The sequence below is a fragment of the Sphingopyxis macrogoltabida genome, from assembly GCF_001314325.1.
Lineage (GTDB): Bacteria > Pseudomonadota > Alphaproteobacteria > Sphingomonadales > Sphingomonadaceae > Sphingopyxis > Sphingopyxis macrogoltabida.
On record NZ_CP009429.1, the window covers coordinates 155,021 to 171,579 of the forward strand.

At 65.6% G+C, this 16,559-nt stretch carries 18 protein-coding genes; 13 read left to right on the plus strand and 5 right to left on the minus strand.

Translation table 11 applies throughout. The features are described from left to right. Window positions 1-29: 29 nt before the first annotated feature. The 5 genes from LH19_RS28310 to lepA all read left to right on the plus strand — a co-directional run bounded on the left by LH19_RS28310 (window position 30) and on the right by lepA (window position 7,945). Window positions 30-173, plus strand: coding sequence for a hypothetical protein (locus tag LH19_RS28310; protein WP_156343986.1), 144 nt, complete (start codon window positions 30-32; stop codon window positions 171-173). Between the two features lie 56 nt (window positions 174-229). Further along, complete coding sequence (locus LH19_RS00775) at window positions 230-1,273, plus strand: HEAT repeat domain-containing protein (protein WP_054724052.1); 1,044 nt, start codon at window positions 230-232, stop codon at window positions 1,271-1,273. After that, entirely contained in the window at window positions 1,261-2,160 is a 900-nt protein-coding gene (locus tag LH19_RS00780; protein ID WP_145923316.1) for a transposase, read from the plus strand. Before LH19_RS00775 ends, LH19_RS00780 begins: the two co-directional genes overlap by 13 nt. 33 nt (window positions 2,161-2,193) lie before the next feature. Further along, window positions 2,194-5,784 (plus strand): class I SAM-dependent DNA methyltransferase, encoded by a 3,591-nt coding sequence (locus LH19_RS00785; RefSeq protein ID WP_054724054.1) that lies wholly within the window; start codon window positions 2,194-2,196, stop codon window positions 5,782-5,784. A gap of 337 nt (window positions 5,785-6,121) precedes the next feature. Then, window positions 6,122-7,945: a translation elongation factor 4 gene (lepA, locus tag LH19_RS00790; protein ID WP_054724055.1), complete on the plus strand. Its 1,824-nt coding sequence runs from the start codon at window positions 6,122-6,124 to the stop codon at window positions 7,943-7,945. A gap of 245 nt (window positions 7,946-8,190) precedes the next feature. Here lepA and LH19_RS00795 read toward each other — a convergent pair whose 3' ends face one another. The 3 genes from LH19_RS00795 to LH19_RS00805 all read right to left on the minus strand — a co-directional run bounded on the left by LH19_RS00795 (window position 8,191) and on the right by LH19_RS00805 (window position 9,350). Further along, entirely contained in the window at window positions 8,191-8,472 is a 282-nt protein-coding gene (locus LH19_RS00795; RefSeq protein WP_054724058.1) for a hypothetical protein, read from the minus strand. A gap of 193 nt (window positions 8,473-8,665) precedes the next feature. Beyond that, complete coding sequence (gene sciP / locus LH19_RS00800) at window positions 8,666-8,965, minus strand: CtrA inhibitor SciP (RefSeq protein ID WP_054590010.1); 300 nt, start codon at window positions 8,963-8,965, stop codon at window positions 8,666-8,668. Continuing rightward, complete coding sequence (locus LH19_RS00805) at window positions 8,958-9,350, minus strand: hypothetical protein (RefSeq protein WP_054724060.1); 393 nt, start codon at window positions 9,348-9,350, stop codon at window positions 8,958-8,960. Before LH19_RS00805 ends, sciP begins: the two co-directional genes overlap by 8 nt. Window positions 9,351-9,495: 145 nt before the next feature. On the opposite strand from LH19_RS00805, the gene mnmA reads away from it, so the two are divergent. The 6 genes from mnmA to LH19_RS00830 all read left to right on the plus strand — a co-directional run bounded on the left by mnmA (window position 9,496) and on the right by LH19_RS00830 (window position 13,168). Next, window positions 9,496-10,629 (plus strand): tRNA 2-thiouridine(34) synthase MnmA, encoded by a 1,134-nt coding sequence (gene mnmA / locus LH19_RS00810; RefSeq protein WP_054732793.1) that lies wholly within the window; start codon window positions 9,496-9,498, stop codon window positions 10,627-10,629. Between the two features lie 51 nt (window positions 10,630-10,680). Next, a complete protein-coding gene (locus tag LH19_RS00815) occupies window positions 10,681-11,118 on the plus strand; it encodes a hypothetical protein (protein WP_054724069.1) in 438 nt (145 codons plus the stop codon). A 92-nt stretch (window positions 11,119-11,210) separates the two neighbouring features. Further along, complete coding sequence (locus LH19_RS28965) at window positions 11,211-11,348, plus strand: hypothetical protein (RefSeq protein WP_167346261.1); 138 nt, start codon at window positions 11,211-11,213, stop codon at window positions 11,346-11,348. 39 nt (window positions 11,349-11,387) lie between these two features. Next, window positions 11,388-12,077, plus strand: a complete 690-nt coding sequence (locus LH19_RS00820) for a DsbA family oxidoreductase (protein ID WP_054724071.1) — start codon at window positions 11,388-11,390, stop codon at window positions 12,075-12,077. Between the two features lie 90 nt (window positions 12,078-12,167). Further along, window positions 12,168-12,479, plus strand: coding sequence for a hypothetical protein (locus tag LH19_RS00825; RefSeq protein ID WP_082396171.1), 312 nt, complete (start codon window positions 12,168-12,170; stop codon window positions 12,477-12,479). A gap of 125 nt (window positions 12,480-12,604) precedes the next feature. Then, window positions 12,605-13,168 carry a thermonuclease family protein gene (locus LH19_RS00830; protein WP_082395362.1) on the plus strand — a complete coding sequence of 188 codons (564 nt, stop codon included), beginning with the start codon at window positions 12,605-12,607 and terminating at the stop codon, window positions 13,166-13,168. 17 nt (window positions 13,169-13,185) lie between these two features. On the opposite strand, the gene LH19_RS00835 is transcribed toward LH19_RS00830, so the two are convergent. Further along, complete coding sequence (locus LH19_RS00835) at window positions 13,186-13,887, minus strand: hypothetical protein (protein ID WP_054724076.1); 702 nt, start codon at window positions 13,885-13,887, stop codon at window positions 13,186-13,188. A 138-nt stretch (window positions 13,888-14,025) separates the two neighbouring features. Here LH19_RS00835 and LH19_RS00840 point away from each other — a divergent pair, with 138 nt between their 5' ends. Together LH19_RS00840 and LH19_RS00845 are read left to right on the plus strand one after the other, a co-directional pair. After that, a complete protein-coding gene (locus LH19_RS00840; protein ID WP_054586486.1) occupies window positions 14,026-14,283 on the plus strand; it encodes a DUF2171 domain-containing protein in 258 nt (85 codons plus the stop codon). A gap of 169 nt (window positions 14,284-14,452) precedes the next feature. After that, a complete protein-coding gene (locus LH19_RS00845; RefSeq protein ID WP_145923317.1) occupies window positions 14,453-16,033 on the plus strand; it encodes a sulfatase-like hydrolase/transferase in 1,581 nt (526 codons plus the stop codon). Here the strand turns inward: LH19_RS00845 and LH19_RS00850 are convergent. After that, the gene (locus LH19_RS00850; protein ID WP_054724080.1) at window positions 16,030-16,488 is read right to left on the minus strand and encodes a hypothetical protein; all 459 of its coding nucleotides are present in this window, start codon (window positions 16,486-16,488) and stop codon (window positions 16,030-16,032) included. The genes LH19_RS00845 and LH19_RS00850 overlap by 4 nt on opposite strands. Window positions 16,489-16,559: the final 71 nt, after the last annotated feature.

The following is a 16,559-nucleotide window of genomic DNA, read 5'->3' on the forward strand; positions in this document are numbered from 1 at the left end:
TGCGCCGTCGTCAAAAAGGGGAGGGAAGCATGGGGCTGCCAGCCATCGATATCAACGCCTTGCCGCTGCTCGACACCGCGGTCGGCCTGTTCGGCTCGCTTGTCGCGCAGACAAAGCCGGGCTCGTCGACGTTCGAGGTGACCGTCACCGTCGTCCTGATCATCTACGACTGAAAAGAGGGGCGCGGGCGGTCCCGGTTCCGCCCGCGCAACCTTTGGGCCGCGACTGCATGACCCCTTCCCGCCACGATCATTTTCCCGTCGCCGATCTGCCGCGCCGCCAGCGCATGCGCGCTGCCGCCACCGCGCTCGCCGCGCGCTGGCAGGCGGAGGACGAGGCGCCGGGCGGGCTCCTCGCCGCGATGCGCGCAGCCGGGGACCTGCCGCCCGATGCGGCGCTCGCCGCGCTGGATCCCTGGCTCGACGACACCGGCTGGCTCGGGGCGCGGCTCGACGCCGCGCTTGCCCTCCTCGCCGCCGACCCCTTCGCCCGCCCGCCGCTCCGTCCCGTCGGCGGCGGCGCGCTTGCCGGCATATTGCTCGCCGAAGCCGGGAATATCCGCGTCACCCTGCTCGTTCGCCCGTTCGAGGCACAGGGCGCGAGGGAGACCGGCGATGCAGCGCTGGCGCTGTTCGCACCGGGCCGCGCGCGCCTCCGCATCCTCCACGCCGGGGGCGCTGCCATCGAGATGCACGACGTCGCGGTGAGCGCGGCAGAGGAGGCGGGCGGCTTCACCGCCGGCGCCGCCAGCCGGTGCATCACCGCGCCGCCGCGCCCGCTGGTCGATGGCGAGATGCTGACGCTCGATACCGCTCGGCAGGCGATATCGCTGACGGGCGGCGACGGCGACGTGCTGATGCTCGAAATCGCGGTCCAGCCGCCGTCGCCGCTTCCGGTACGCGCCTATCATGTCGCGAGCGGCCGTCTCGCGCATGTCTCGGCGTCGCGCCGCGACAGCAGCTTTCGCGGTATGGCGCTCGCGCTGCTCCGCACGCTCGGACGCCGCGATGCCGCGCCGCTGTTCGCCGCCGAAACGCACGGTGAGGATTTTGCCGCCCGCTGGACCGCGATGCGCGAACTGGTCGCGCTCGACGCTGCTGTCGCGCGGCCGCTGCTCGCGGCAATGGCGACAGCGGACCCGCATCCCGAGGTCCGCCGTGCCGCCACGGCGACCCTCGCGCTCTACTCTCCCGTCCCGCTTGCGGGAGGGCCCGGGGGAGGGGCTGTCGAATGCCGGGGTAGCATCGCGGAGGGTAGCCCATGCCCCGCCTGATCGACCCGCCCGCCGGCCCGGTCTATGACCTCGAAGAAGTCGCCGCGCGCCTCGACGAAAGCGGCGTCGATCTCGCCGACGAGGCCAGCCTCGCGCGCTGCTCTGCGCTGCTCGCGGGACTGCAGCGCAACCGCAGCTTCCTCGCCGACCGGGTGATCGCCGAACTCAAGGCGAGCTACCGCGACCAGCTCGAAACCAACCGCTATTCGGCGCAGGTTTTTCTCCTCCACCGCAGCCCGCGCGGCTATTTCCTCCGCGCCAACCTCTGGCCGGCCGAGCGCGACGCGGCCTACAGCGCCAGCGGCCCGGCTGCCTTCGCCTACGGGCTGCCGCACGACCATAATTTCCACTTCCTCACCACCGGCTATTGGGGCCCGGGCTATGTCAGCGACTATTATGACTATGACCCCGAATCCGTCGACGGCCGCCTCGGCGAGCCGCTGAACCTGCAATTCGTCGAGCGCAGCAGCCTCAGCGAAGGCAGGATGATGCTCTACCGCGCCCACCGCGACATCCACAGCCAGCTCCCGCCTGAGCGCCTGTCGATCAGCCTCAACATCATGGACGAGGGCGAACATATCCCCTGGCGCGACCAGTATATCGTCGACCTTGAAGCGGGCACGATCGCCCGCCGCCCGACCCTCACCCCCGCCGAAATGCTCCTCCGCTGCGCGGTGCACCTGACCGAAAATGGCAAGGACATCGCCGAGCAATTCGGGCGAGCGCATCCCGTGCCGCGGGTGCGTGCGAATGCGATCGCCGCGCTGGCGGCGGTGGCGGAGGGCCAAGGCAGGACGGCGGTGCTCGAGCGGGGGATGGGGGATGGGGACGCGCGGGTAAGGGACGATTGCGCGCGGTGGCTGCGTTCGTGCGAAAGAATCCAGTAGCAGCGCCCAGCACTTCGCTTTAGCGATAGCCCGATGTCGGATCAGCAACGTCCCCAAAGCGCATTGGAACAATTAATCGCGGACGTCGCGGAGTCCGGTGGATCCGAAATGTCGAACTATCAACTGTTCGTCGAACGTCTGACCGGCGCGCTGGGCGTACCCCAACCGGCTTTCGCACGCGAAGATACGCGTCAAAACGACTATGTATTCGAACGCAATGTAACCTTTCACCACCCCAATGGCACGACGTCGTCGGGCCGGATCGATTGTTACAAGCGCGGCCATTTCATTCTCGAAGCCAAACAGTCGGCCAAGCGCCAGTCGCAGCGCGACAGGGACATGCAGGAACAGCTGACGCTGGCAGGGATCGAAACGACGCAGAAAATGGGCCATGCCAAGCGCGGCACACGCGGCTGGGACAAGATCATGATCGCCGCCAAGAAGCAGGCGGAAGATTACGCCCGCGCGCTGCCCGTCGATCATGGCTATCCGCCGTTTTTGCTGATCGTCGATGTCGGCAACGTGATCGAAATATTCGCCGATTTTTCCGGGCAGGGGAAAAACTACGCCCATTTCCCCGATCGCCAGAATTATCGCCTGTCGATGGACGATCTGCTCGACCCCGATATCCAGCAGCGCCTGATTCAGATCTGGACCAATCCGCAGGCGCTCGATCCGACAAAAATCTCCGCCGAGGTGACGCAGGATATTGCCGAGCGGCTCGCAAAAATCGCCAAGCGTCTCGAAGGGCGCCACGCCGCTTCGGAAATTGCCGAATTTCTGATGCGTTGCCTCTTCACCATGTTTGCCGAGGACGTCGACCTGCTACCCAAAAAGCCGGGGGAGGAAGAAAAGCCGTTCGAGGCGATGCTGCGCCGCATGACGCCCGACATCTTTCCACACGCGCTCGAAAGCCTGTGGAAAAATATGGACGTCGGCGGCTTCGATGGCGGCCTCGAACGCAAGCTCAAGAAGTTCAACGGCTCACTGTTCAAAAAGACCAAGGCGCTCAAGCTCGACGAAGACGATATTCGCGAGCTCTGGCTCGCATCGCGCCGCAACTGGAAGGACGTCGAACCCGCCATTTTCGGCACCCTGCTCGAACGCGCTCTCGATCCCAAAGAGCGGTCCAAACTCGGTGCTCACTACACCCCGCGCCCCTATGTCGAACGGCTGGTGATCCCGACGATCATCGAACCGCTGCGCGCCGATTGGGAAGAAGTGCTCGCGCGCGTCGAGGATCTGCAATCGCAGGGCGAGCGCAAGCAGGCGCTGCAGGTCGTGCGCGATTTCCACCACCGTCTTTGCACGACGCGCGTCCTCGATCCCGCGTGCGGCACCGGCAATTTCCTCTATGTCTCGCTCGAACTGATGAAGCGCCTCGAAGGCGAAATTCTCGAAACGCTCGACGATCTCGGCGAAGACGAGGCGAAGCTGCTGCTCGACGGCGAAACCGTCAGTCCCAAGCAATTCTTCGGCCTCGAAATCAACGAACGCGCCGTGCCGATCGCCGATCTCGTGCTGTGGATCGGCTTCCTCAAATGGCAGCTCCGCACCGTCGCGGCAAAGGATGTGCCCGAACCGATCCTCAACGCCTATGGCACGATTCGCCATCAGGACGCGTTGATCGCCTATGACGAAAAACGCCTCGCGCGCGACGAGCAAGGCAAACCGGTTACCATCTGGGATGGCGTGACGAAAAAGCTTCATCCGATCACCGGCGAGGAAGTGCCCGACGAAAATGCGCGTCGCGAAACCTATCTCTATGTGAACCCGCGCCGCGCGGTCTGGCCCGACGCTGAATTCATCGTCGGCAATCCGCCCTTCATCGGGGGCAAGGATATGCGTGCCGAGCTTGGCGACGGTTATGCCGAGGCGTGCTGGGCGGTGCGCCGCGACGTGCCCGGCGGCGCCGATTTCGTCATGCACTTCTGGGACGAAGCGGCGCGCCACCTGACGGCGAAGCCGGCGAAGGGCAAAGCCAATCCGCTACGGCGCTTCGGCTTCATCACGACCAACAGCATCACCCAGACATTCAGTCGCCGGGTCGTCGAAAAATATATGGGGGCGAAGGAACCGCTCAGCCTGATATACGCCGTGCCCGATCATCCGTGGATGAAGGCGAGCGACAAGGCGGCGGTGCGGATCGCGATGACCGTCGCGGTCCGCGGCGAGCGGGAAGGGGTGCTGGCGGCCGTAGCAAGTGAGGCGGGCCTGAATACCGACACGCCTAAGGTGGAACTGAAACGAGGCTCTGGGAAAGTTACAGCAAAATTGTCGCTGGGTGCCGACGTATCCAAAGCGGTTCCATTAATGGCGAACGATATGCTCTCGAGTCCGGGCGTAAAGCTGCACGGATCAGGATTCATCGTTACCCCTCGCGAAGCTGCTGTCATCGGCTTGGGACGACAAGCCGAGCTCGACAAATATATTCTCAACTACCGCCATGGTCGAGATTTGGCCCAGCGCGCGCGGGGCGTAATGGTGATCGACCTTTTTGGTCTGAAATCGGAGCAGGTAAGAGATCGATATCCAGAAGTTTATCAGCGCATCGTGGATAGGGTGAAGCCAGAGCGTGATCAAAATGCGCGCGATACCTATCGCAACAACTGGTGGATATTTGGCGAACCGCGATCGGAGCTCCGCAAGGTTTTGAATGGGCAGGATCGTTATATCGCCACGATAGAGACCGCGAAGCATCGCTTTTTTCAGTTTCTTCGTAGCGATGTGCGCCCGGATAACATGCTCATCGCAATGGGGTTGGACAATGCCGCGCAGTTAGCCGTTCTTTCGGCTCGATCGAATGTGGTCTGGGCCATCAACACGGGAGGGTGGATGGGCGTCGGTAACGACTCTCGCTATTCGAAAACCCGGACCTTTGACCCCTATCCTTTCCCTGCTGAATCGCCTCCGGACCTCAAAGCTCTCGGCGAACGTCTCGACGCCTTCCGAAAGGAACGGCTGTCGAAACACGATCATCTGACGATGACCGGCCTTTACAATGTTCTCGAACGGGTGCGCGAACTCGACAATGGCGCGCCGGTCGATCCGCTCACCCCGGCCGAACGCGATATCTACGACGCGGGTCGGATCGCGATCTTGAAGGAATTGCACGACGATATCGATCGCGCGGTTTTTGCGGCCTATGGCTGGGACGATCTCGCCGCGCGTCTGGTCGGCAAGCCCGGCGCGACCACACCCAGCCCGCACAAGTCGGAGGACCAGGAAGCGGCCGAAGACGAACTGTTGATGCGCCTCGTCGCACTCAATCAGGAACGCGCGGCCGACGAAAAGCGGGGTATAGTCCACTGGCTCCGTCCCGATTTCCAGATTCCGCGCCTCGGCCACAAGGTGCACGGCCATCAGCAGCACGAGGCCGATCTGGGGGAGCCCGTCGCGGCGGCGACCGAGGTCAAATGGCCGGCCGATGGCCTCGATCAGATTCGCTCGGTGCGCGACATGCTCGCCGCTGCCAACGGCCCCGTCCGCCCCGACGCGCTCTCGGCTGCCTTCAGCGGCCGCAGCACACCCAAACGGCGCGAACGCATTCAGGCGGTGCTCGAAACGCTCGTTGCCACCGGATCGGCTCGCGCAGGTGACGCAGGATATTATCTCCCGCGCTGACCGTCCGCGCCCTCGCGAAACCCTCTTTCCTACATTGTCCCGCCATGCCAGCCTTGCGCCCCTCGCTCTTGACTCGTCCGATCCGCTGCCTCGCTGCTCGCCCGAAACATCGCACCCGCATGCGACCTTTGCGATGTTCCGTCCGCGTGCGCCGTGGGCGACCTTCGCGACCTTTGGCTCACGGCTAAAGCGACAAAGCAGACAGTTTCGCGCTTCTCATGCGTATCCTTTGTCTCCCTAAAGCCGCAAAGGCCGCAAAACCAACCCGTCGATGCGGGGTTTTTGTGGCTTTAAGAGCTTGCTGACAGCGCGGCTTTCCCCTGCTAACGCGCCGCGCATGACAACGCCCCTTTCGCATATCCGCAATTTCTCGATCATCGCGCACATCGACCATGGCAAGTCGACGCTTGCCGACCGGCTGATCCAGTTCACCGGCGGGCTGACCGCGCGCGAGATGTCGGCGCAAGTTCTTGATAATATGGACATCGAGAAGGAGCGCGGGATCACGATCAAGGCGCAGACGGTGCGTCTGAAGTACGCCGCGAAGGACGGGGAGACGTACGAGCTCAACCTGATGGATACGCCGGGGCACGTCGACTTCGCCTATGAAGTGTCGCGGTCGCTTGCGGCGTGCGAGGGCGCCTTGCTTGTCGTCGATGCCGCGCAGGGGGTCGAGGCGCAGACGCTCGCAAACGTCTATCAGTCGATCGAGCATGATCACGAGATCGTGCCGGTGATCAACAAGATCGACCTGCCGGCCGCCGATGTTGACAAGGTGAAGGCCGAGATCGAGGATATCATCGGGCTTCCGGCCGACGACGCGGTGCTCGCCTCGGCCAAGTCGGGGATCGGCATCGAGGAATGCCTCGAGGCGATTGTGACCAAGATCCCGCCGCCGAAAGGCGACGCCGCAGCGCCGCTTCTCGCGATGCTCGTCGACAGCTGGTACGATCCTTATCTGGGCGTCGTCATCCTTGTCCGCGTTGTCGACGGCGTGCTGAAAAAGGGTCAGCAGATCAAGTTTATGCAGGCGGGCACCACACATCTGATCGACCGCGTCGGCTGCTTTACCCCGAAGCGCGAGGAACTGACCGAGATCGGTCCGGGCGAGATCGGCTTCATCACCGCGCAGATCAAGGACGTCGCGCAGGCGCGCGTCGGCGACACGGTGACCGACGCGAAAAAACCCGCTGCGGCGCCGCTGCCGGGGTTCAAGGAAGTCCAGCCGGTCGTCTTCTGCGGCCTGTTCCCGACCGACGCGAACGATTTCGAGAAGCTCCGCGAGAGCATCCAGAAGCTCCGCCTCAACGACGCGAGCTTCTCGTTCGAGATGGAAAGCTCGGCCGCGCTCGGTTTCGGCTTCCGCTGCGGCTTCCTCGGCCTGCTCCACCTCGAGATCATTCAGGAGCGGCTGACCCGCGAATATGACCTCGACCTCATCACCACCGCCCCGTCGGTGGTGTACAAGCTGAAACTGAGCCACACCAAGAATGAGGCGGCGAAGGAGATCGAGCTCCACAACCCCGCCGACATGCCCGACCCGAACCGCATCGACGAGATCGAGGAGCCGTGGATCGAGGCGGTGATCTATGTGCCCGACGACTATCTCGGCCCGATCCTGAAGCTGTGTCAGGACCGCCGCGGGGTGCAGAAGAACCTCACTTATGTGGGCGGCCGCGCGCAGATCACCTATGAACTGCCGCTCAACGAGGTGGTGTTCGATTTCTACGACCGGCTGAAGAGCATCAGCCGCGGTTACGCGTCGTTCGACTATCACCAGATCGGCCACCGCGCCGGCGATCTCGTCAAGATGAGCATCCTCGTCAACAACGAGCCGGTCGATGCGCTGAGCATGATCGTCCACCGCGGCTCGGCGGAAAGCCGTGGCCGCGGTATGTGCGAGCGGCTGAAGGACCTGATCCCGCGCCACATGTTCAAGATCCCCATCCAGGCCGCGATCGGCGGCAAGGTGATCGCCCGCGAAACCATCGCCGCGCTGCGCAAGGACGTGACCGCCAAATGCTATGGCGGCGACGCGACCCGCAAGAAGAAGCTCCTCGAAAAGCAGAAAGAGGGCAAAAAGCGCATGCGCGAATATGGCAACGTCAACATTCCGCAGGAGGCGTTTATCGCCGCGCTGCGGATGGGGGATGACGCCTGATTCAGCCGTTACGGCGTAGCGCGCGGGTTAGTCCCTCCCACCGCCATTTGGCGGCAGGAGGGTGATGGCGTGGACCCGGGCTGCAGAAGATCGCCCGGTTCCACAGAAGCCTGCATAGGATGTACGCTGCGTCGGCGCGGTGACCGTGGTCACAACACGACTAAGTGGTCTAACACCACGAAAAAGGGCGCCGCGGACAAGCCGGCGGCGCCCCACTTCCAATCCCTGGTGCGAGGGGTGGAAATTTATTTCTTGGCTTCGGCCGGCGGGGTGGCGCCGACTTCGGACGGGGCGATCTCGCCATTGTCGTCCATCGCATTGGCCTTTTCTTCGCCTGCCGCTTCGACCGCATCAGCCTTGGCTTCGGTAGCTTCCTTGGCCGGACCTTCGGGCATGGCGTCGGCCTGATCGTCGATGGCGTCAGCCTGTGCTTCGGCCTGATCCTCGACCTTGTCGGCGGCGGGGCTCTGACAAGCGCCGAGCGCAAGGGCCGACGTGGCGGCGAGAGCGATAACGAACTTACGCATATTGAGTGACTCCCAAAGTTGACTCTGGGGCTTAACGCGGGATGAACATCAGGGTTGCGAAGTTTCTGTCGTCGATGACAAATAGAATTGATTTTGCTTGCAAAAATTCATGACGGTGAGGCCTGTGTGCGTTAGCCGGGCAAAAAAGAGGGCGCCGAAGCGCCCTCTTCTTTCAGGTTGCGCAGAGCCTGTGTCAGAAGCGCTGCTGGCGCTCGTACAGGTCGCGGTAATGCTGGATGCGCGTGACGCGCAGCCCCGGCATACCGCTGCGATCGATCGACCGCTGCCAGCTCGCAAACTCTTCGAGCGTCAGGCTGTAGCGTTCGCACGCTTCGTCGACGGTCAGCAGGCCGCCGTTAACGGCCGCGACGACCTCCGCCTTGCGGCGTACGACCCAGCGCGTCGTGGTCGCGGGGGGCAGCGAGTCGAGCGTCAGCGGCTCCCCGAGGGGGCCGATGACCTGAGCGGGCCGGATTTTCTGGTTTTCAATCATGTTCATTCCATCGTTTCAACGTCGGGGGGATCGGGTTGACCGACGCCGACCGGTCTAATTCAGAGGGATTCAACATCGGCTGAAATCCTCTGGTAAACAGGCTGTTCATAGTTTCGGGCAGGGCGTTCACATCGCGGGACAGGTCGAAGAAACGGGCGGGCCGCGACGCGTTCCCTTGCCCGCCGCCGGCCGCGCCGCCGAGATAATGACGAAGCGCGCCCACCCGTGCGGCGTGCGATTCGCGATTCGACCGCGTCTGCAGCAGCCGGACGGTCGGCAGCATCGCCTGACGCGCGCTCGATACGGCCAGGATGATGTCGAAACCGGGGTTCGACAGGCTGGCCGCACCGGCGATGCGCGGAAGATCGGATGGGGCAAGGTTCATATCGACTCGTCTAGCGAAGACGGCCTAAGGTCCAGTAAATGCCCATTTCAGGCCTTGTTAGCGAAGCTTAACCCCCGTCAATATTTTGACGCGTGCGGTAGAAAAGCTGGTATTTTTGCACGCCCATCCCTAGATGGCGCGCATCATGGCCACCGCATTTTCCCCTGCCGGGCTCGCCCGGGGCGACTTCCAACTCGATGATCCGCTGAAGGACCGGCGGATCGTCGTCGCGATGTCGGGCGGAGTCGATTCGAGCGTGGTCGCGGCGCTGGCTGCGCGGTCGGGTGCCGAGGTGATCGGTGTGACGCTGCAGCTTTACGATCATGGCGCGAAGGCGAAGCGGGTCGGGGCGTGCTGCGCCGGGCAGGATATCCGCGATGCACGCGCGGTCGCCGACCGGCTGGGCTTTGCGCATCATGTCTATGATCATGAAAGCCGCTTTCGCGATACGGTGATCGACCAGTTTGCCGACGAATATCTGAGCGGCAGGACGCCCATCCCGTGCGTGCGCTGCAACATGGGGGTGAAGTTCACCGACCTGTTCCGGCTGGCGAAGGACCTCGGCGCCGACTGTCTGGCGACCGGCCATTATGTGCGGCGGGTGATGGGACCCGCGGGCGCCGAGTTGCACCGCGCCGTCGATCCGGCGCGCGACCAGAGTTATTTCCTGTTCGCGACGACGCAGGACCAGCTCGACTTTCTACGCTTTCCGCTCGGCGGGCTCGAGAAGAGCGTCGTGCGCGAAATCGCGCGCGACCTCGGACTCGGTGTTGCGGGCAAACCCGACAGTCAGGATATCTGCTTCGTCCCCGACGGCGATTATGCGACGCTGGTCAGGAAGCTGCGCCCCGAGGCGGACGACCAGGGCGATATCGTCCATGTCGACGGCACGGTGCTGGGCGCACACAAGGGGCTCATCCATTACACCGTCGGCCAGCGGCGCGGGATCGAGATCGGCGGGCAGGCCGAGCCGCTTTATGTCGTCCGCCTCGATGCCGAAGCAAAGCAGGTGGTCGTTGGGCCGCGTCGCGCGCTCGCGGTGTCAGGGGCCCGGCTGGGCGAAGGGAACTGGCTGGCCGATGTCGAAGGCCGCGAGGTGCTGGCGAAGGTCCGGAGCATGGCGCGGCCGGTCGCGGCGCGGGTGACCGGCGACCGGCTGATCTTCGCAGCGCCGGAATATGGCGTCGCCCCGGGGCAGGCGGCGGTGATCTATGACGCCGCCGACGAGAGCCGCGTGCTCGGCGGCTGCTGGATCGAAGCGACCTTCGCGCCGGAATAGATTGAACTTCTCCCCGCAATGCCGCAGCTTCGGCGGCAAGGGAGAAAAACCATGATCAACTGGGTTTTGCGTGGCGCGGTCCTGCTGTGGGCGGTCTTTTTCGTCATCGTCGGCATGCGGGGATTGTTCGATCCTCTAAGCTATACGGAAACCTTCGGCATCCTCGTCGAGGGTACGGCGACCAACACGATCCGTGCCGACCTGTCGGCCTTTTTCCTTGTCGCCGCGGGCGCCGCGGCGCTCGGCGCGCTGGTTCCGGGCTGGCTGCGCGCTTTGCTGGTCCCGGCCGCGCTCTACGGCACGGCGCTCGCGGGCCGCTTGTTCGGCGCGGCGAGCGGCGATCCGGTCAATTCGGGCATCATCCAGGCAATGATCATCGAGGCGCTGTCCGTGGCGCTGATGGTCGGGAGCTGGTGGGTGTTGTCGCGCCCCGCGATCGGCCGGAACACCGATGGGGCGAGCGACCCCGAAGGGACTTCGGTGCATTAAGGCGGAGAAATCGTCGATCCTGTCCTTTCCATCGGGACTGGGCTATCATCTCTGCGGGTCGCTCCTTGTTTCCAGTGATGGAAGGAGAAACCATGATGTCTGACGACGACAAGCGAGGCGGTCCGGATCGACGATCGGACGAACGGCGGATCGCCGACGATCCCGGTTACAAGGGCCCCGAACGTCGCAAGGGCGACCGGCGGTCGGGTAAGGATCGCCGTGCGCCCTGAAATCGGGCAGGCCGATCCTGCCGTTCGAGGAGGATTGCCATGACCGAACCGCGCGTGCCGCGCTTGACCGTCGATATCGTGTCGGACGTCATGTGCCCCTGGTGTATCATCGGCTGGCTGAAGTTCGAGCGGGTGATGGCGCATTTTGCGGGACGGCTGGACTTTCGCGTCCAGTGGCATCCGTTCGAACTCAACCCCGACATGCCGCCCGAGGGCGAGGACGCTGCTGCGCACGTCATGCGCAAATATGGCATCGCCGACCAGAGCCGCGCGAACAGCGGGCGGATGGCGGGGATTGCCGCCGAACTGGGCTTCACCTTTAACCGCGGGCCCGATTTCCGGATGCGCAACAGTTTCGATGCGCATCGCCTGCTGACCTGGGCAGGGGCGCTCGAAGACCCCGAGCAGGAAGCGGCGACCGGCGTGCAAACGGCGCTGAAACTGGCGCTGTTCCGCGCCCATTTCACCGACAATCGCGATGTCGGCGACCCGGAGGTGCTGGCCGACGTCGCGGCCTCGGCCGGGCTCGACCGGACGCGGGCGGCGGCGATTCTCGCAGGCGGCGAATTCGGCGAGATGGTGCGCACCGAGGAAGCCTATTGGGCCGACCAGAATATCACCGGCGTCCCCGCCTTCATCCTCGCCGGACGGATGCTGATCCCCGGCGCGCAGGACCCCGAAGCCTTTATTCGCGTTATCGAAAATAAGGTGCTGGCGAGCGCCGGTTGAGGAACTGCGGCGGCCGGACGGGCGTTTTCAGGCCATCCCCCTTGCCCGCGCGGGCTTTCCGGTCCGGCGGGCCCAGCTATGGAGCCGGTCATGGCCGATACCCCGCGCAAGCCCGAAGCGGACGCCCCCGAGGCGCTCAACCGCGAGCAGCAGGATGAAGAGGCGCAGGCACAAACCGTCGCCGAGGCCGCCCGGCGCGAACGCCGGCTGGAAGACAGCGACAAGGTCAAAAGCCGCGACGAGAGCGACGACGCGCAAGATCTGGTCGACCATATGCGCCAGATGGAGCGGTCGGGCCGGATCGACATGGATGCCTATCGCGGCGAGCGCAGCGACGACGATGAGGATGGCGAACTCGGCGAAGAGGGTATCGAGGACGACGGACCGCGCGGCGCGCCCTGAATTCCATGAGGGCAGTCCGGTCGGTCGACTACGGTGCCGCTCCGGATAGGATAGCGGCGATTGCACGCCATAGCGGCGGAGGCCGGTCGGGATTTCGCTGAGCCCCTTGTGGCAGGGCGGGCCATATGGCTCATCTCGTCGCCCGGCATCACCCTGGTTCACGCCGCCGGCGCGTTTCGTATCGCCGCCGCACCCAAGCCGGCTTTGCCCTGTGGCTGTTGCTGGCCACGGCGGGCATTAGCGGCGCACTCGGCACGCCCTCAGTCATCGAACGTCCCGAGGCGCGCGACACCGGTGCAGCGCTCGTGCAACCCGGCGCTCCCGCCGTAGCACCCGACCGGCTGACGGCGCGCTTCGGCTTCTGTCACAGCGGCGGCGGCCGCAATTGCGTCGTCGATGGCGATACCTTCCGGTTCGAGGGTGAAAAATACCGGATCGCGGACATTGATACCCCGGAAACCCATCCGGCCCGCTGCGCGGAGGAGGCGGTGCTCGGCGAAGCGGCGACCCGACGCCTGCGCACATTGCTCAACGAAGGTGCGTTCACCCTCGATGAAGCGGACCGCGATACCGATGTGCACGGCCGCAAGCTGCGGATCGTGACGCGCGGCGGGGCCAGCATCGGCGACCAGCTTGTCGACGAGGGGCTGGCGCGGCGATGGGAAGGATATCGCCGCCCCTGGTGCTGAAGGGCCTCGCGGGCAGGCTATTCCGGCTCGGGCGCGGTCTCGGCCGGCGCGTCGGGGTCCATCCACGGCCCTTCGTCGCGAAGCGGCTGGTTCGGGCCGGCGAGCTGGCGAGCGACGTCGGCGGCGAGCAACTGCGCGACCGGATCGTCGTCCTTGGCCGCCCATTCATCCCGGCGGGCTGCGAGCGCCGTGGCGCGTTCGCCTTCGGGGCGCGCCGCGACCTCGACATAAAAACGCACGAGTTGCAGCCAGGGCGCGTCATCGGTCAGCACATCCTCGGCCCAGCGGCTGAACGGGCCGCCCGCGGGCACCCATTGGCCCTCGCGTCGGTCGAGAAAGAAGAGCAGGCGCGATCCTTTCGGCACCATATAGCGGATGCAGCCGCCGATCTGGGCGAGCGGGTGGGCGTTTTCGAGATCATAGGGGTTGCTGGGAATCGCGAAGCGGTCGGGCGCGAGTGCGATCGGCAGCGTCGTCGGGGCCGCCGCCATATCGCCCTTGAGCGCGGTCACGGGCGCAATGTCGATGCGCATGGCGTCGGGGCCGTCGACCGCATCCATCTGCGCGCCGCCCGTAACCGTCGCGAGCAGGATCATGTCCGCCGCGGCGACCAGCTCCATATTGGTCGGCACGGCATAGCCGGGGGCAGGCGAGCAGGCGAGAGCGGGAAGGGGTGCGGCAGTAAGCGCGAGCGCGGCGAACGGAAGGAGGAAACGCATCGCGTCAGGCTAGCGCGCCGGCGGACGCTTGAAAAGCGGCGCGGCTTTCGGGCGGCCTGCCGGATGGAGCCAAGCGGGATTTCGCGCGTATGGTGCGTACGTCCGCAGGATTGCTGCGGAGCGCCGAGGAGAATGACCATGGCCGAACATGACCATAGCGCGATCAAGGAACATATGAATGTCGTCGGCGCCGACGGCGTCCATCTGGGCACCGTCGACCATCTCGACGGCGAGCGCATCAAGCTGACCAGGGCCGACAGCCCTCAGGCCGAGGACGGACAGGGCGGCAAGCACCATTATATTCCCGCCGGCCTCGTCGCATCGGTCGATGGCGATACGGTGCGCCTGTCGGCGACCGCCGCCAATGCGGCCGAGCTGTTCGAGGAAGCCGAATAGCGGCGACAACCGATAACCAGAGGGCCGCGGGCGCAATCCGGCGCCCCTGCACTGAAACTGGCCCGCCCCGTCGCCCCGGGGCGGGCCATTTTCTTTGGCGGATCGCTGCACCGGCGCCGCCAATGGGCTATGGGTGATTTTTCAACGCTCTGCCGTTATGGAAGGGGCGATGGGAAGCGAGGGGGCAAATCGGGCGTCGTGGGCGCGCGCGGGGCGGATTGTCGCCGCGCTGCTGCTGTTCGCGGCCGGCTATGCCATCGCCAACCGTTATCCGCTGACCTACAATGTGCTTTATCGCCATGCGGCGGGCGACACCGAAAGCGCGGTGCGCGCGATGCTGTTCCTCGGCCTGCAGGGCGGCATATTGCTGGTCGCGCTGGCGTTGCTGCCGGGACGCTGGGCGGCGCTGCTGCTGGCGCTTGCGGGGGCGTCGATCCTCGTCAACCACGGTTATAGCGGGATCGTCGGCGAGCCGGTCGATGGCGGCACGCTGGCGTGGATGATCGCCGAGACCAGACAGGCGGGCAATGCGGCGGGCGAGTTCACTGCGCCGCTGCTGATGGCCGGCGCACAGACGACGGCGGCGCTGGCGCTGCTCGCGGCGGCGCACTGGCTGCTGCGCGGCGCGGTGGCGCTGCCGTGGGGGCGCGGGGTCGCGGTGGGGGTGATCGCGCTGCTCGCCCTCCCTTCGCTGCTTTATCGTACTGCCGACCTGTGGCCCGAAGGGGCCGAGCGTAACATTCCGGGGCTCGGCTGGGACCTGCTGACCGCGCCTGCGCCGCCGCCGCGCGCCGCGCCCGAACTCACGCCCGATCCGGCCATCCAGACGCCGCGCCATATCGTGTGGCTGATCGACGAGAGTGTTGCCGAAGCCCCGTTCGCGCGGCTGATCGCGCCGAGGCTGGCGGCGGTGCCGCACCTCGATTTCGGGGTCGCTGCGGCCATGGGCAATTGCAGCGCGCCGGCGCAGGTCGCGCTGCGTTCGGGGGTCGACGTTCGCCGCGCCTCGCCGGCGATCGACCTGCGCCGCACGCCGTCGATCTGGGCCTATGCGAAGCGCGCGGGCTATCGCACGTTGCTGATCGACGGGCAGACGTCGGGCGCGCCGCAGAATCTGCTGCTGGCGCCAGAACGCGCGCTGATCGACGATTTCCGGCCGATGCCCGGCGGCATCGACACCGACCTGAAGATCGCTGACGCGCTCAACCGGCAGATGAGGGCGCCGGGGCGGAGCTTCACCCTTGCGGTGCTGCGCGGGGTGCATTTCCAGTATCGCGACCATTATCCGGCGGGGGCGATCCCTGCCGACAGCCCGGTCGCGCTGCAATATGACACGGCGCTGGGCTGGTCGAAGGGGCGGTTTTTCGAGCGGCTGCTGGCGGGGGTCGATCGCGACGCGGTGGCGGTCGTCTACACCTCCGACCATGGCCAGAACCTGACCCCGGGGGCGCTGCCGCATTGCAGCCGCGAGGCGGTGCAGGGCGAGTTCCGCATTCCGCTGCTCGCCTTCCTGCCCGATACGCTCGCGGCGCGCTATGCCGCCGCACCGCGGCAGGGCCACTCGGCGAGCCAGATCTTTCCCGCGACGCTCGGCTGGATGGGCTATGATCCCGCCAAGGCCGCGGGGCTGTACGACAACGACCTCGACCGGCCGACTGCGCGCTATGTGTGGTTCGGGCGGACGGTGATCCCGATGGGCAGCGACACGCAGGTGTCGCTGACCGCCGGGACCGCCTTTCCGGGTAATTAACGCGTTTCGGCCGCCGCGCCGGCCTCGGCGCGCGCCTTGAGGTCGGTCTTGGGCAGCTTGGTCACCAGCCCGTGCGCGGCGCCTTCGGCGTGGCTGTAGAGCGACGACAGCGGCACATTATAGAGCTTGCCGCCGTCGACGACGATCGCCTGATCGCCGTCGACGCTCTGGACGGTGCCGACGCTGTTGCCGCTACTGTCGCTGACCTGCGCGCCGGCGCGGACATCCTCGCGCGCCGCGAGCTTGAGCTTGGTCGCATCGACCGTGTGGTTGACGCCTTCATCGACGCGGTCGACGGTCTGGCCGACGCGGTCGGTCACCGCGCCGACGGTGCCGGCGGGATTGACGCCGACCTGCGCCCCGGCATTGACGTCGGCGACGCCGCCGACTTGCGCGAGGGCGGGGGCGGCGATCAGGGCGGCGCCGGTGGCGAGCAGGCTGAGGGTCTTGCGCATGACTGATTTCCTTCATGTCCGTGGGGGATATGAAGCGAAACCCGGCGGCGGCAGCCGGCGTTGCCCGCGGC